General features: G+C 71.2%; 11 protein-coding genes. 7 read left to right on the top strand and 4 right to left on the bottom strand.

The annotated features are described in order from the left end of the window. Positions 1-304: 304 nt before the first annotated feature. Positions 305-1,918, bottom strand: a complete 1,614-nt coding sequence (locus P3G67_RS33375; protein WP_276096847.1) for an acyl-CoA synthetase — start codon at positions 1,916-1,918, stop codon at positions 305-307. 161 nt (positions 1,919-2,079) lie between these two features. Between P3G67_RS33375 and P3G67_RS33370 the strand changes: the two genes are divergently transcribed. The 5 genes from P3G67_RS33370 to P3G67_RS33350 all read left to right on the top strand — a co-directional run bounded on the left by P3G67_RS33370 (position 2,080) and on the right by P3G67_RS33350 (position 6,374). Beyond that, positions 2,080-2,883, top strand: coding sequence for a crotonase/enoyl-CoA hydratase family protein (locus tag P3G67_RS33370; RefSeq protein WP_276096846.1), 804 nt, complete (start codon positions 2,080-2,082; stop codon positions 2,881-2,883). 28 nt (positions 2,884-2,911) lie between these two features. Next, positions 2,912-3,874, top strand: coding sequence for a Zn-ribbon domain-containing OB-fold protein (locus tag P3G67_RS33365; RefSeq protein ID WP_276096845.1), 963 nt, complete (start codon positions 2,912-2,914; stop codon positions 3,872-3,874). Then, positions 3,871-4,878 (top strand): thiolase domain-containing protein, encoded by a 1,008-nt coding sequence (locus P3G67_RS33360; protein WP_276096844.1) that lies wholly within the window; start codon positions 3,871-3,873, stop codon positions 4,876-4,878. The genes P3G67_RS33365 and P3G67_RS33360 overlap by 4 nt, the downstream gene beginning before the upstream one ends. Then, on the top strand, positions 4,875-6,041 hold the full coding sequence (locus P3G67_RS33355; protein WP_269856359.1) for a thiolase domain-containing protein: 1,167 nt from the start codon (positions 4,875-4,877) through the stop codon (positions 6,039-6,041). Before P3G67_RS33360 ends, P3G67_RS33355 begins: the two co-directional genes overlap by 4 nt. Before the next feature lie 93 nt (positions 6,042-6,134). Further along, positions 6,135-6,374, top strand: a complete 240-nt coding sequence (locus P3G67_RS33350; protein WP_276096843.1) for a DUF397 domain-containing protein — start codon at positions 6,135-6,137, stop codon at positions 6,372-6,374. Here P3G67_RS33350 and P3G67_RS33345 read toward each other — a convergent pair. Beyond that, positions 6,367-8,634, bottom strand: a complete 2,268-nt coding sequence (locus P3G67_RS33345; protein WP_276096842.1) for a HelD family protein — start codon at positions 8,632-8,634, stop codon at positions 6,367-6,369. The genes P3G67_RS33350 and P3G67_RS33345 overlap by 8 nt on opposite strands. A 243-nt stretch (positions 8,635-8,877) precedes the next feature. Here P3G67_RS33345 and P3G67_RS33340 point away from each other — a divergent pair, with 243 nt between their 5' ends. Then, complete coding sequence (locus P3G67_RS33340; protein WP_276096841.1) at positions 8,878-10,833, top strand: phosphocholine-specific phospholipase C; 1,956 nt, start codon at positions 8,878-8,880, stop codon at positions 10,831-10,833. Between the two features lie 49 nt (positions 10,834-10,882). Beyond that, positions 10,883-11,383 carry a hypothetical protein gene (locus P3G67_RS33335; RefSeq protein WP_269856363.1) on the top strand — a complete coding sequence of 167 codons (501 nt, stop codon included), beginning with the start codon at positions 10,883-10,885 and terminating at the stop codon, positions 11,381-11,383. A gap of 56 nt (positions 11,384-11,439) precedes the next feature. On the opposite strand, the gene P3G67_RS33330 is transcribed toward P3G67_RS33335, so the two are convergent. Further along, positions 11,440-13,380 carry an N-acetylmuramoyl-L-alanine amidase gene (locus tag P3G67_RS33330; RefSeq protein ID WP_276096840.1) on the bottom strand — a complete coding sequence of 647 codons (1,941 nt, stop codon included), beginning with the start codon at positions 13,378-13,380 and terminating at the stop codon, positions 11,440-11,442. Between the two features lie 331 nt (positions 13,381-13,711). Then, positions 13,712-14,863: an aminoglycoside phosphotransferase family protein gene (locus tag P3G67_RS33325; protein WP_276096839.1), complete on the bottom strand. Its 1,152-nt coding sequence runs from the start codon at positions 14,861-14,863 to the stop codon at positions 13,712-13,714. Between the last annotated feature and the right edge of the window lie 266 nt (positions 14,864-15,129).

Raw genomic sequence — 15,129 nt, 5'->3', positions numbered from 1 at the left:
GTATATTTACGGGCCGGTTGCCCCCTGTGTTGGGTGGGCCGGAAGTTCGGCCCGCAAATACACGTCAGCGTCCAGGACCCCCACCCCTTCGCCCCCGCCCCCTCACGTTGTCTGTCGTCTTGCGGTCCGGTGGTCGTTTGGGTCGCGGGGGTGCGATCGTTTGTGGCTCGCCGCTCCTTGGGGGCGTGTTCCTCACCGATCAGCTGCGAGCGGGGGAGGCGGCGTGGGGAGGCGCCTCGGTGTGTATCCGACGGCCAACCGGCTGTGTGCAGCGGCGAGATGGGTGCCTTCGGCTGGGCGGGTGTCAGGTGGGGTTGGCGGCGGCCGTCGCGACGGTTGCCGCCCAGCGGTAGTCCGCCTTGCCGCTGGGGGAGCGGTGGATCTGGGGGGTTATGACGAGTGTGCGCGGGACCTTGTAGCCCGCCAGGCGGGTCCTGCAGTGGTCCTGTAGTTCGGTGAGGGTCAATGTCGCGGTGGTGTCGCGTAGTTGGACTACGGCCGCCACATGGCTGCCCCAGCGGGGGTCGGGGACGCCGGCCACGAGGACGTCGTAGACGCCCGGATGGGACTTGACCGCCTCCTCGACCTCCTCCGGAAACACCTTCTCCCCGCCGGTGTTGATGCACTGCGACCCGCGGCCCAGTACCGTCACGACACCGTCGTCGTCCACCGTGGCCAGGTCGCCGAGCAGTACCCAGCGTTCCCCGGTCGTGTCGCGGAAGAAGGTCCGTGCGGTCTTCTCGGGGTCGTTGTAGTAGCCGAGCGGTACGTGACCGCGTTGCGCCAGGCGCCCGGTAGCGCCCGGGGCGACGGGCAGGTGGGTGACCGGATCCACCACCCTGGTACGGGAGTTGACGTGTAACCGGAAGCCCCGGCGCGGGCCCGCGTCGTCCGTCGCGGTGCCGTTGAAGCCGGATTCGGAGGATCCGAAGTTGTTGAGGATCAGCACGTTCGGGACGAGCGCCTGGAACTGCGTCCGCACGGTGTCGGACAGGATCGCCCCGGAACTGGACAGGGTGATCAGCGACGAGCAGTCGGTGCCCTTCAACGGTCCGGCGAGCGCGTCGGTCAGCGGGCGCAGCATCGCGTCGCCGACCAGTGAGACGCTGGTCACCCTTTCCCGTTCGATGGTCCGCAGGACCTCCTCCGGAGCGAACTTGCGGTGGATCACTACCTTCTGGCCGAAGAAGAAGCCGATGAACGCGGTGAGCGTCGACGTGCCGTGCATCAGCGGCGCGGTGGGGAAGAAGACCAGCCCCTCGCCGCCGGCCGCCACCCGTTCGGCCAACTCCTCGGGCCGTCGCACCGGTTCGCCGGTCGGCGCGCCGCCGCCGAGGCCGGAGAAGAAGAGGTCCTCCGCCCGCCACATCACGCCCTTGGGCATGCCGGTGGTGCCACCGGTGTAGATGATGATCTGGTCGTCCCCGGAGCGCGGCCCGAAGTCCCGCTCGGGTGATCCGGACGCCTCCGCCTCCCGGTACGAGAGTGCGGACGCCGTTCCGGAGCCGACCCGGACCAGATGCCGCAGCGTCGGGCATGTCGCGGCCGCCGCGGCCACCCGGTCGTCGAAGTCCGCGTCGTGGACCAGCGCCACCAGGTCCGCGTCCTGGTACAGGTACGCCAACTCGTCGGCGACATAGCGGTAGTTGACGTTGACCGGGACGGCGCGGATCTTCATGCAGGCCAGTGCGGTCTGCAGGTACTCGACGCCGTTGTACAGGTGCAGGCCGACGTGCTGGCCGGGGGCGACACCGGACGCCGCGAGGTGGTGGGCGACGCGGTTGGCCGCGGCGTCCAGTTCGGCGTACGTCAGCCGCCGCTCCGCGCCGCTGCCGGGGTGGTCGACGTACACCAGCGCCTCGCGGTCCGGTACGGCGTCGACGACGGATTCGAAGAGGTCGGCGAGGTTGTACTCCACGGCTCCTCCTGACCGGCACCACTGGCTTGGCGGCCCCATTAGAGCGCCGACCGCGGGAGGTGTGAAGACCCACCGGCCGAGAAATCTGACTACTAGTCAGGAACCTGTTGAAGGTCCTACTGCAACCTGTTCTACTGAGTGCCACGACTGGAGGAGATGCCATGGGCGGCACCGAGCACCTCACCGTGGAGCGCGCCGGCGCGACACTCGTACTCACCCTGAACCGGCCGGAAGCGAAGAACGCCCTCTCGCTGCCGATGCTCGTCGGACTGTGGGACGGCTGGGTGGAGGCCGACGAGGACGACGCGATCCGGTCGGTGGTGCTCACCGGCGCGGGCGGCACGTTCTGCTCCGGCATGGACCTCAAGGCGCTGTCCGCCGACGGGCGGATGGACGGCCAGCAGTACCGCGACCGCCTCACCGCCGACCCCGACCTGCACTGGAAGGCGATGCTGCGCCACCACCGCCCCCGCAAACCCGTCATCGCCGCCGTCGAGGGGCACTGCGTGGCGGGCGGCACCGAACTGCTCCAGGGCACCGACATCCGGGTGGCCGCAGAGGGCGCGGTCTTCGGGCTGTTCGAGGTGCGCCGCGCGCTGTTCCCCATCGGTGGCTCAACCGTCCGGCTGGCCCGGCAGATCCCCCGCACCCACGCGCTGGAGATGCTGCTCACCGGCCGCCCGTACTCCGCGCGGGAGGCCGAGCGCATCGGCCTGATCGGTCAGGTGGTCCCGGACGGCAGGGCGCGCGAGAAGGCGCTGGAGATCGCCGAGTTGATCAACGCCAACGGCCCACTGGCCGTCGAGGCGGTCAAGGCCTCGGTTTACGAGACGGCCGAGCTGACCGAGACGGAGGGACTCGCCAGCGAACTGGAGCGCGGCTGGCCGATCTTCGCCACCTCGGACGCCAAGGAAGGCGCCCGTGCCTTCGCCGAGAAGCGCCCCGCCCACTACCGGCGCGCCTGACGGTGGCGCGACCCAAGGAGAGACGCCCATGACCCCAGCCCCCGCACCGCGGGCGCTCCAGGCGCCGCTGGTCGTGGAGTTCCCGTTCACCCGCTCCCTCGGGCCTGTGCAGAGCGCCTTCCTCACCGGACTGCGCGAGCGCACCGTGCTCGGCGTGCGCTGCCACGACGGAAGGGTGCTGGTGCCGCCGGTCGAGTACGACCCGGTCACCGCCGAGGAACTGCGCGAGCTGGTCGAGGTCGCCCCCACCGGCACCGTCACCAGCTGGGCATGGAACCCCGAACCGCGCCAACAGCAGCCGCTGGACCGCCCGTTCGCCTGGGTACTGGTCAGGCTGGACGGCGCCGACACCGCCATGCTGCACGCCATGGACGCCCCCGACGCCGAGGGCGTGCACACCGGTATGCGGGTGCGGATCCGCTGGGCCGCCGACCGTACCGGCGCCATCACGGACATCGCCTGCTTCGAACCCGACGAGGGCGGAGCGGCCGGGCGTGAGCCCCGCGCGTTCGACGGCCGGTTCGCCGATCCGGTCAGCGGCATCGTCGCCCCCGCGCGACTCGACTACACGTACTCGCCCGGACAGGCCCAGTCCCGCTATCTCGCCGCGCTCGCCGAGCGGCGCACCATCGGCGAGCGCTGCCCGGCCTGCCGCAAGGTCTACGTACCGCCGCGCGGCGCGTGCCCGACCTGTGGGGTGGCCACCGCCGAGCAGGTCGAGGTGGGGCCGCGCGGCACGGTCACCACATACTGCGTGGTCAACATCAAGGCGAAGAACCTGGACATCGAAGTCCCCTACGTCTACGCGCACATCGCCCTCGACGGCGCCGACCTCGCGCTGCACGGCCGGATCGGCGGCATCCCGTACGACCGGGTGCGGATGGGACTGCGGGTGGAGGCGGTGTGGACCGAGGGCGGCCGGTACCCCGACCACTACCGCCCGACCGGTGAGCCCGACGCCGAGTACGACAGCTACAAGGAGCTGCTGTGACCCGAGACGTGGCGATCGTCGCCTTCGGGCAGAGCGAACACCGGCGCGACAGCTCGGAGTTCTCCGAGGTGGAGATGCTGATGCCGGTACTGCACGCGGTGCTCGGCCAGGTGGGACTGACAACCGACCAGATCGACTTCACCTGTTCGGGGTCGAGTGACTATCTCGCCGGGCGCGCCTTCTCGTTCACCATGGCGCTGGACGGGGTCGGTGCCTGGCCTCCGATCGCCGAGTCCCACGTCGAGATGGACGGCGCGTGGGCGCTGTACGAGGCATGGGTGAAGATCCTCACCGGCGAGGCGGAGACCGCGCTGGTCTACGCCTACGGCAAGTCGTCACCCGGCGAACTGCGCGACGTACTGACCCGGCAGTTGGACCCCTACTACGTCGCACCGCTGTGGCCCGACTCGGTCTCGCTCGCCGCGCTCCAGGCGCAGTCGCTGATCGACGTGGGCCTGACCGACGAACGCCGACTGGCCGCGATCGCCGCACGTTACGGCGCCCGCACCGGCGCCGACGACTACGTCGTACGGCCGTTGCGGCGCCGGGACTGCCCGCCGATCCACGACGGCGCGGCGGCCGTGGTGCTGGCCGCCGGTGACACCGCCCGCCGGCTGTGCCCCAGGCCCGCCTGGATCCGCGGCATGGACCACCGCATCGAGGCGCACTCCCTCGGGGTGCGCGACCTCTCCGACTCGCCGTCCACCCGGCAGGCCGCGGAGCGGGCAGGGGCCTTCGACGCCCCCGTGGACACCGCGGAGCTGCATGCCCCGTTCAGCTCCCAGGAGGTCGTACTGCGCCGGGCGTTGCGGCTGGGCGACTCCGTCGCCGTCAACCCCTCGGGCGGCGCGCTGGTCGCCAACCCGGTGATGGCCGCCGGACTGATCCGGCTCGGCGAGGCCGCCGCGCGCATCCACCGCGGCCAGTCCCAGCGGGCGTTGGCGCACGCCACCTCCGGCCCGTGCCTACAGCAGAACCTGGTGGCCGTACTGGAGGCCTCATGAGCAGGGAACCGGTGGCCGTCGTCGGGATCGGCCAGACCAAGCACGTCGCCGCCCGGCACGACGTGTCGATCGCCGGGCTGGTTCGAGAGGCCGCCCAAGCAGCCCTGGCCGACGCGGAGTTGGGCTGGGCGGATGTCGACGCCGTCGTCATCGGCAAGGCGCCGGACTTCTTCGAGGGCGTGATGATGCCCGAGCTGTACTTGGCCGACGCCCTGGGCGCGGTGGGCAAGCCCATGCTCCGGGTGCACACCGCGGGCTCGGTCGGCGGCTCCACGGCACTGGTGGCCGCCAACCTCATCGCCGCCCGGGTCCACCGCACGGTGCTCACCCTCGCCTTCGAAAAACAGTCGGAATCCAACGCCATGTGGGGGCTGTCGCTGCCGATCCCCTTCCAGCAACCGCTGCTCGCGGGCGCGGGCGGCTTCTTCGCACCGCACGTCAGGGCGTACATACGGCGCAGCGGCGCGCCGGACACCGTGGGCTCGCTGGTCGCCTACAAGGACCGCCGCAACGCGCTGCGGAACCCGTACGCGCACGTTCGCGACCCGGAGATCACGCTGGAGAAGGTCCGGTCCTCGCCCATGCTGTGGGACCCCATCCGCTATCTGGAGACCTGCCCGTCCTCCGACGGCGCCTGCGCGCTGGTGCTCAGCGACACCGCCGGTGCCCGGCGCGCACCGCGACCGCCCGCGTGGGTGCGCGGTGGCGCGATGCGCAGCGAGCCGACCATGTTCGCTGGCAAGGACTACGTGTCCCCGCGAGCCGGGCAGGACTGCGCCGCGGACGTCTACCGGCAGGCCGGGATCGCCGAACCCCGCCGGGAGATCGACGTGGTGGAGATGTACGTGCCGTTCTCCTGGTACGAGCCGATGTGGCTGGAGAACCTGGGATTCGCGGCCGAGGGGGAGGGCTGGAAGCTCACCGAGTCAGGGGTGACCGAGCTCGACGGCGATCTTCCTGTCAACCCATCGGGTGGTGTGCTGTCCACCAATCCCATCGGTGCCTCCGGCATGATCCGCTTCGCCGAGGCCGCGTTGCAGGTACGCGGGCAGGCGGGCGAACGCCAGGTGGACGGTGCCCGGTTGGCGCTCGGCCACGCCTACGGTGGCGGTTCGCAGTTCTTCTCGATGTGGCTGGTGGGGTCCGAGCGGCCCGATGCGTGACCGGAGGGCGTCCGGCCTCGGTGAACGGGCTGTCGGGCACCGCCCGCCCTCGCTAGGCTGGGCCGCGGAAGACAAAGCCGGAAGGGAGCGGACGTGGCTGACAGCAAGACCGGACAGCCCTTGGCCAACGGGAAGAAACCGCAGCTCGACTTGACGGGTGCGGTGTGGCAGGCCAGCAACCAGGGGAAGGGCGATGTCCAGATCGCCTTCGTGGAGGGCTACATCGCCATGCGCGACGGTCGCAACCCCGACGGCCCTTCGCTGATCTTCACCCCGGCGGAGTGGAACGCCTTTGTGCTCGGCGCCCGGGACGGCGAGTTCGACCTCACCTGACGAGCCCGGACAACACCTCCGGCAGCTCGCCCTCATGGACGACGGTGAGCTGCCGGGTGACCCGGGTGACGGCAACGTACAGATCGTGTCCGCCCTTGGGGGACTGCGCGAGGATCCCTGCCGGATCGGCCAGTACCACCCGGTCGAACTCCAGCCCCTTGGCCTGACGAGTGGTCAGCAGCACCACGTCGGAGTCCAGCGCCGCACGGTGCGTTCCGGTCGCGGCCCGGGGCAAAGCCGCGGTGAGCGAAGGGAGTCGGCGGTCCGCGGCGATCACCGCGAGTCGGCCACCGCCATCCGCCTCCAACGCGGCGAGTTCGGCCGCCACGGCGTCGGCCACCGCGGCCGCCAGAGCCCCGTCCGGCGCCGCGACCGCCCGCGGGCCGGTGCCCTCGCCACGCACCGACTCCGGCGCCCGCTGCCCAGGCGCGACCGCCGCCAGGATGTCGGCGGCCACCGCCATCACCTCTGACGGAGTGCGGTAGTTGACGGTCAACTCCACCTGCCGCCAACGGCCCTTGGCGTACGGGTCGAGCATCTCGCCCCAGGACCGGGCCCCGGCGGCGGAGCCCGTCTGCGCCACATCGCCGACCACCGTCATCGAACGGGAGGGTATCCGCCGCATCACCATCCGCCAGGCCATCGGCGACAACTCCTGTGCCTCGTCCACGATGACGTGCCCGTACGCCCAACTCCGGTCCGCCTGGGCGCGCTCCGCCGTGGTGCGGTAAGGGGCGGGGTCCCGGTGGAAGGCGGCGAGCACGGCCGGGTCGAGCTGGTCTTCCAGGCCGGTGATCCGGAGCACACCCAGCGCGTACTCCTCCTCGTCGGCACGCCGTGCCTCGGCGGTCCTCGCCCGGGCGCGTTCGGCGGAGTCATCGGCGCCGAGCAACTCGGCCGCCTCGTCCAGCAACGGTACGTCCTCGACGGTCCAGGGCGCGTCCAACGGCCGGAACAGCGTGGCGCGTTCGGCCTCCGTCAGGCCGGTGGTCGCCGCACGCAGCTGGTCGGCGTCGCCGAGCAGCTCACGAATGAGGCCGGTCGGGGCCAGCTCGGGCCACAGGGCGTCGATGGCCGCCCGTACGGATGGTTGCCGCCACAGTTCGGCCGGGCCGTGCCGCAACTCCTCGTCGTCCAGCGGGCGTTCGAGCCGCGCGGCCTGGTCGCGGACCAGCGCGTCGAGCAGATCGGTGACGAACCGATTGCGCGCCATGTTGTGCGGCATCCCCAGCGCCCGCGCGCGGTCGCGGGCCCGCAGGCACTGGCCCCTGGTCAGCCGTAGTTCGACACCCTCCACTGGCACCCGGACGTCACCGCCCGGGTCCCGCTGGAGGTTGCGCACCGCAGCCTCGATCACCTCGACCATCCGCGGCGAACCCTTGACGACGGCTGTCTCGGCGCTGTCCGCCTCGGTGGCGTGCACGCCGGGGAACAACCCGCCCAGCGCCGTGGTCGCGACCTCGGTCTCGCCCAGCGACGGCAGCACCTGGCCGATGTACCGCAGGAAGGTGTCGTTCGGTCCGATCACCAGCACCCCGCGCCGCTCCAGCGTCTTCCGGTGGGCATAGAGCAGGTATGCCGCGCGGTGCAGCGAGGCCACCGTCTTCCCGGTGCCGGGGCCGCCCTGGACCACCAGGATGCCGGGCAGCCCGGAGCGGATCACCCGGTCCTGCTCGGCCTGGATGGTGGCCACCACGTCCGACATCCGTCCGGTACGGCCGCGGCGCAACGACGCCAGTAGCGCCGCCTCGCCCACCAGTGCGCGAGCGTCCTCCCCGATCAGGTCGAGGTCGAAGACCTCGTCGTCAAGGCCGGTGATCTCCCGTCCCCTGGTGTGCAGATGGCGGCGGCGCACCAGGGCGTGCGGATCACCCGGCGAGGCGGCGTAGAAGGGGTGCGCGGCCGGTGCCCGCCAGTCGACCAGCAGGGGTTGGTAGGTCGCGTCGCGCAGTCCGGCCCGGCCGATGTAGAGGGTGGTTCCGTCCTCAGTGTCGACGCGGCCGAAGCACAGACCGCTGTCCACACCGTTGAGCCGCGCGATGGTACGCGCCAACTCGGCGGCGGAGATGTCGCGTTCGGTCCGGGCCTGCCGGGTGCCGCCGGCCGAGCCGCGGCTCTCCAGTCGGCGCAGGGTGTCCTCGGCCCGCGCGCGGTCGGCGTCGAGTCGGGCGTACAGCGCGGCCACGTATGCCCGTTCGGCGCGCAGGGCGGCGGCTTGGAGCGCCTCGGCGGGGGAGGCGCCATGTTGACGGTTCACCATGGTTGGGCTACACTTTCAGTGTAGGGATATTTATTGGCTAATTGCCTGCGCAATTAAGGCCGTTGAGTGTATCGATCTCCGGCCTCACCTGTCACCAGGGCGGCGGTTACTTTGCCGCGGCTTGGGGTGCGGGACATCTGGTGTGCAGGAAGTGTCCACGGCGCCATGTGCTCACGTTGGCGCGCCCGTCGTGCCACGCGCCTTGAATCTGCGCGTCCCGATCCCGCCGACCCAGGAGACGCGTTGACACCGCTGTCACGTCGTGGATTCCTCGGTGCGGCGGCAGGAACGTCTGCCGCCGTCGCCCTCGGTGCACTGCCGACCGCCGTCCAACAGGCCATGGCCGCCTCGCCAACCGGCGGCACCCTGGACGACGTCGCGCATGTCGTGGTGCTGATGCAGGAGAACCGTTCCTTCGATCACTACTTCGGTACCCTCAAGGGCGTTCGGGGCTTCGGCGACCGGTCACTGCTGCGCTTCCCCAACGGCTCCGACGTACTGCACCAGACGACCAGCGGACCGTCCGGCGGCAGCGTGCTGCCGCCCTGGCATCTGGACACCTCGACCACCGACGCACAGCGTGTGGTCGACCTCGACCACAGCTGGTCCGGCACCCACTCCGCCTGGAACAACGGCACGTACAACAACTGGATCCCGGCCAAGAGCGCCTACACCATGGGCTACTACACCAGAGCCGACATCCCGTTCCAGGTCGCGCTGGCCGAGGCGTTCACCATCTGCGACCAGTACTTCTGCTCCGTCCAGGGGCCGACCAACCCCAACCGCCTCTACCAGTGGACCGGTTGGATCGACCCCAACGGCACCGCGGGCGGCCCCGTCACCGACAACTCCGAGGCGGGCTACAGCTGGACCACCTACGCCGAGCGGCTGGAGGCGGCCGGGATCAGCTGGCGGGTCTACCAGCAGCAGGACAACTACGACGACAACCCCTTGGCCTGGTTCACCCAGTTCCAGAACGCCTCCACCGACTCCCCGCTCTACGTCAACGGCATGCAGCGGCGCGGCGCCGACGCCTTCGCACAGGACGTGGCCAACGGGACGCTGCCCGCCGTCAGTTGGGTGGTCGCACCTACCGACCAGAGTGAGCACCCCGCCTATCCACCCGCCTACGGCGCCGACTTCACCTCCTCGTTCGTACTCCAGGCGCTCGCCGCCCACCCCGAGGTGTGGGCGAAGACCGTGGTCTTCCTCAACTTCGACGAGAACGACGGGTTCTTCGACCATGTCGCCCCTCCGGTCGCCCCGGCCGGTACCGCCGACGAGTTCATCAACGGCGCGCCCATCGGGCTCGGGCCGCGGGTGCCGATGATCGTGATCTCGCCGTGGAGCCAGGGCGGCTACGTCAACTCCGAGGTGGCCGACCACACTTCCGTGCTGCGCTTCCTGGAGAACTGGACCGGGGTGAAGGAGCCCAACATCTCCACCTGGCGGCGCACCGTCTGCGGTGACCTGATGAGCGCCTTCGACTTCACCACCGCGAACACCGGTTTCCCCACCCTGCCCGACACCAAGGCGCTGGTCGCCCAGTGCGACCAGGAGCAGTCGCTGCCCGCTGCCAAGCCGCCGACCAGCGCGCCCCAACCGGTACAGGAGCCGGGAACCCGCCCGGCCCGCCCGGTCGGTTACGGCTTCGACACCACCTCCTGGACCGACACCGGCACCGGCCGCCTGTGGATCAAGGTGGCCAACACCGGCACGCTGGGCGCGGGATTCTCGATCTACACGGTCAACCACCGCGGCTACGGCTCCTGGCGGTACACCGCGCCCGTAGGCGGCGGCTTCCAGGACTACTTCAGCGCGCTGACCTACGGCGGCGGCCCCTACGACATCGACGCGCACGGCCCGGACGGCTATCTGCGCGGCTTCAAGGGCGATGTACGGACCTGGTCCTCCACCACCAAGGGCCACCCGGAGGCCGCGGTGTCCATCTCCCCGTCGGCCCCGCAGCAGCTCACGCTCACCCTCACCAACGCCGGTCACGCCGCCGTCATCTTCACCATCGGCGGCAACGCGGCGGGCGACGGCGGGTCCGGCGGCACCGCCACGGTGCAGCCGGGCGCATCGCGGACGGTCAGTCTGGGCGTCGCCCCGGACGGCGGCTACGACTACACGGTCAGCGCCGACACCGGCGACGGGTTCGAGCGGCGGTTCGCCGGGCGTACGTATCCCTCGGTGTAGGGCTCGGCCCCGGGCTCGCGGGTGGACCATGGGCACGTACCATGTGCCCATGTCCTTCCTCCGCCGACGCAGCGCCGCCACGCCCACCGGCCCTGACTTCGACGTCCTGGCCATGGACCCGGGCGACTGGCCGGGCAACCTCGGTGCGGGGCTGCTGCCCGGACCGGACGGCAGCTGCCAGGGCATCTTCCTGCGCTACGACCTGTTCGGCGGTCGCGGCCCGGCCATGCTGATCGGCAACCTGCCGGAGGGCTCGCCCGCCCGCGAGCTGGCCGAGGGACAGGTGCCGTTCGAGGTGGCGCAGCTGCTCGCGGCACTCGGCAACGAGGAGCCGGTGCACGAGGTGGAGCGCGAGGACATCCCCGTGATGCACGGCGACAGCCTGCTGATCGTCCGCCGCATCAAGGTCAGCGAGAGCCGGATCGCCTGCGCGCAGTTCGACCGCAGCGACGGCGTGCAGGTCACCATCGCCACCTGGGACCGGCCGATCACCGACGACCTCTACCAGCTGCTCAAGCCGCTGCCCGCGGAGATGTTCCAGCAGGGCTGAACGCGAAGCGGGCGCCCCCCGGCCGGGGGGCGCCCGCTTCGCGTCCACGCGCCGGATCAGGCTCCCGTGGACGGTCGGATCGCCACATCGTCCGCCCGGACGTAGGCGACCCGGTGCCCGAACTGGATCTCGTAGTAGATCAGCTTGCCGCGCACCCAGGTCTGCTTGGACCGGTCGAAGGACGACGAGAAGAAGTACTCGCCACGCATCCAGTCACCGATCACATAGCGCTGACCGGCGGGCAGCGAGTACTGCAGCGGCACCAGCTGCTGCACGGCGATGCCCCGCGGGTACGCGGACGGCTCCGGGTAGGCCCGGCCGTACACCGGTACCGAGAGGCGGCCGGGCTTCGGGGTGACCACCCAGCCGCGCCGGTTGAGCGCCGCGGGGGCGCTCGGCGGGTTGTGGAACCACGCCTTCTGGCCCAGGTACCAGATCGCCGTCCAGTCGCCGCGCTGGTCGGCCACCGCGAACTGCTGACCGGTCGCGGCGCGCGCCCCCGTGTCGTTCACCCCGGTCGTGGAGTCCCCGTTCGGATGCAGGCCCACATCCCTGACCAGCGGCGCGGCCTCGCTGGGCGCGCTGTACAGCCGTACCGCCCCGGAACCATGGGGTGCGCAGGGGAAGTCCCTTCCGCCGCAGTCCGTGAAGAACGGCTGGTTGCCCTCGTAGGACGGGTCGATCGTCACCAGCCCGCCGTTCGCACCGGGCGACGGCTGGAACGGCACCCCCATCAACTCGAAGTAGTGCGCCCAGTCCCAGTACGGCCCCGGATCGGTGTGCATGTTCGCCACGGTGGACGGCTCGGTGCCCGGCACGTTGTCATGGCCCAGGATGTGCTGGCGGTCCAGCGGAACCCGGTACTTGTGCGCCAGGTACCGCACCAGGCGAGCCGAGGTGCGGTACATCGCCTCGGTGTACCAGGCGTCGGGATCGGCCAGGAACCCCTCGTGCTCCACGCCGACGGACTTGGAGTTGACGTACCAGTTGCCCGCGTGCCAGCCCACGTCCTTGGTGCTCATGTGCTCCGCGACATGGCCGTCGGAGGAGCGGACGGTGTAGTGCCAGCCCAGGTAGTGCGGATCCGACACCAGCTTGAGCGTGGTGTCCCAGGTGCCCTCGGTGTCATGGATGACGATGTAGTCCACCGAGGAGTCCTGCGGCCGGTTGGTCACATCGTGGTTTCCGTAGTCGTTGGCGTCCGGGCCGTACTTGGCGTACGGCGCCGGGATCCACTCGCACGCGACCAACTGCGGGCACTCGGTGTTCCTGGCGTCCGCTGTGCGCAGGCCCAGTCGGTTGACCTGCGCCGGGTCGGGCTTGACCTTCGGCTGGGCGGCCAGCGTGAGGCGCTGACCGCTGTCCGTGGTGCGGGAAGCGCCGTCGTGGATGGTCTGGTAGACGTCGGCCGCGAAGTTCACCGCGGTGGCCGTGTCATCGGCGCCCGAGTAGCGGGCCACCGCGCCGAACCAGGCGGCGGGGTCGGCGCTCAACGGCTTGCCCAGCGCCCGCTGGTAGGCGGCCAGCAGCGCGGCGCCGCCCGCGATGTTGGCGGCCGGGTCGGTGCGCAGCCGCTCGTTGGTCAGTCCGGTCAGCTGGGCCGCCTGGTCGGCGGTGCGCAGTGACGGAGGCAGCACCCGGTCCTGGGGCACCGTGACGGCACCCGGGCTCAGCCGGGAGCGGGCGGGGTCACCACGGGTGTCGCCGGCCGCGTCACCGTCGGTGCGGTAGCGGGACTGGGCGATCGCGGTACGGGCGTCGGTCAGGTGCATGGGGCCGTAGCCGCCGCTGGCGCTGGGCCGTCCGGCATGGCCGTCCCAGCGTGACTCCAGGTAGGAGACGCCCAGCAGCACACTCTGCGGTACGTGGTACTGCCGCGCCGCCTGGGCGAAGGCCTGCTGGAGCGGCTCGGGGTGCGACGGCGGGGTGGCGTCGACCCGTGGTGCCACGCAGAACACCGGGAGCAGTGCGGCGGCGGTGGCCACGACACGCAGCACGGGTCTCCTGCCGCGGCGTCCGGGGTGTGGGGGTGCGGAGCCTCGCAAAGCAGCCTCCCTGGTCTGGCGCGTTCCACGTGGGCGGAGTCCCAGGCGTACCGGCTGTCTGATGGTCAGTCAAACATCCATGCCGTCGGCGTTGCCGCAGGCCCACGACGGCAATCGGGCACGTCAATGCCCGTGCCGGGGGTTCCCCGGCACGGGCATTCACGTCCGCACGGCCTCGGTAGACCAGCCCTTCGGGGGCCGCGATTGCGCCGTCCGGATGACGCTGTCCGGGGGAGGCGGAAGGGACAGCGTGGTGCGTTGGCGCGGCGTGCTGTTGGACGGCTCAGCGGGTGCCCACGGCCGCCCGTACCGCGCGCCGTGCCATCCCGCAGTCGTCATGGAGGCGGCGCAGCAGGAGCCGTTGCTCCTCACCAGCCTCGGCCGCGCCCGGGGTGGCCGGGCCGGTGCCGTGCATGGAGCGTTGTAGCGCCGTCTCGTAGGTGCGGATCTCCCTGGTCAGCACCAGCATCAGGTTCACCAGGAAGGCGTCCCGCCAGGCGGGTCCGGGCGACTGGGCGAGCTGGCTGATATGACGCCGCGTCACCGGGTCGTCGCCGAGCACCGACCACAGCACCGCCAGGTCGTACCCCGGCAGGTACCAGCCCGCGTGCTCCCAGTCCACCAGGACCGGGCCGGTCGGCGAGAGCAGCACGTTGGAGAGCAGGGCATCGCCGTGGCAGAACTGCCAGGGACCGTGGCCGCCGAAGTCCCGGGCCAGGCCGCGCATCAGCTTCTGCAGGTCGCCCAGGTCGCGATCGGTGAGCAGGCCCAGCTCATGGAAGCGGGAGAGCCGGGTGCCGTACTCAAGGGGGCGCTTGAAGGTGTCGGCGGGCGGCTGCCACTGGTTGATCCGGCAGATGGCGCCCAGCGCGGCTCGTATGTCGGCGCGCGGCGGAGCCTCCACCGGATGCCGCTGGATCGCAGCGACCCGGCCGGGCATCCGCTCCATCACCAGGGCGCAGCTCTCCGGGTCCGCGGCGACCAGGCGCGGAACCCGGGCCGGGGGGCGGTGCCGGACGAACGTCCGGTACGCCGCTATCTCCTGCCTGAACTGCTTCTCCCATACCGGCGAGTGGTCCAGCAGGCACTTGGCGACGGCCGGGCTGCGCCCCGCCGTGCCCACCAGGAGCACCGAGCGGCTGGTGCGCCGCATCACCTGCGCCGGGGTGAACTCCGGGCAGATCCGCTGGACGGATGCGATCGCCGCCCGCAGCGGAGCGCCCTGGGGGCCGGTCACATCGAGCCTCCCGCTGAGCGGATGGGAGGCCCCGGCCGGAAAGCCGTGTGGCCGCCCGGCGCCACGGCCCGCCGCGGCCGCATACGAGGGGTCCAGGAACGGCTCGGTGGAGGCGGCCCGGGGGCGCGCCACGAGGCCTGGCCCACGCGGGGCGAGCGGCCGGGGTGGGGCGGACACGGAGGACGATGCTGAGTACATGGGGTGGTAACAGATCCCTTCGTGTGCCTGGGGAATGCTTCTGGCTCGTTGGGGGCGGCACTCATCGGTTCGGCCGGGGGCCGGTCCGGCGGGTTCCCCACCGGCCTCCGCACCCTGGGGGAATGCGGCTGCCGGGCGCCGACTCGGCTTCCGGAACCGGGTGTCCCGGATCGAGGCGATCGGGACGGTCCCTTCGGGGGACCCGGTCGCCGGCGCCCAGCACATCGACAGGACGTCGACAGCGCATTGACAGGGCACCGGCACCC

The sequence above is a fragment of the Streptomyces silvisoli genome (genome assembly GCF_029269905.1).
Classification (GTDB): domain Bacteria; phylum Actinomycetota; class Actinomycetes; order Streptomycetales; family Streptomycetaceae; genus Streptantibioticus_A; species Streptantibioticus_A silvisoli_A.
This window is presented reverse-complemented; position numbering and strand designations above follow the sequence as displayed.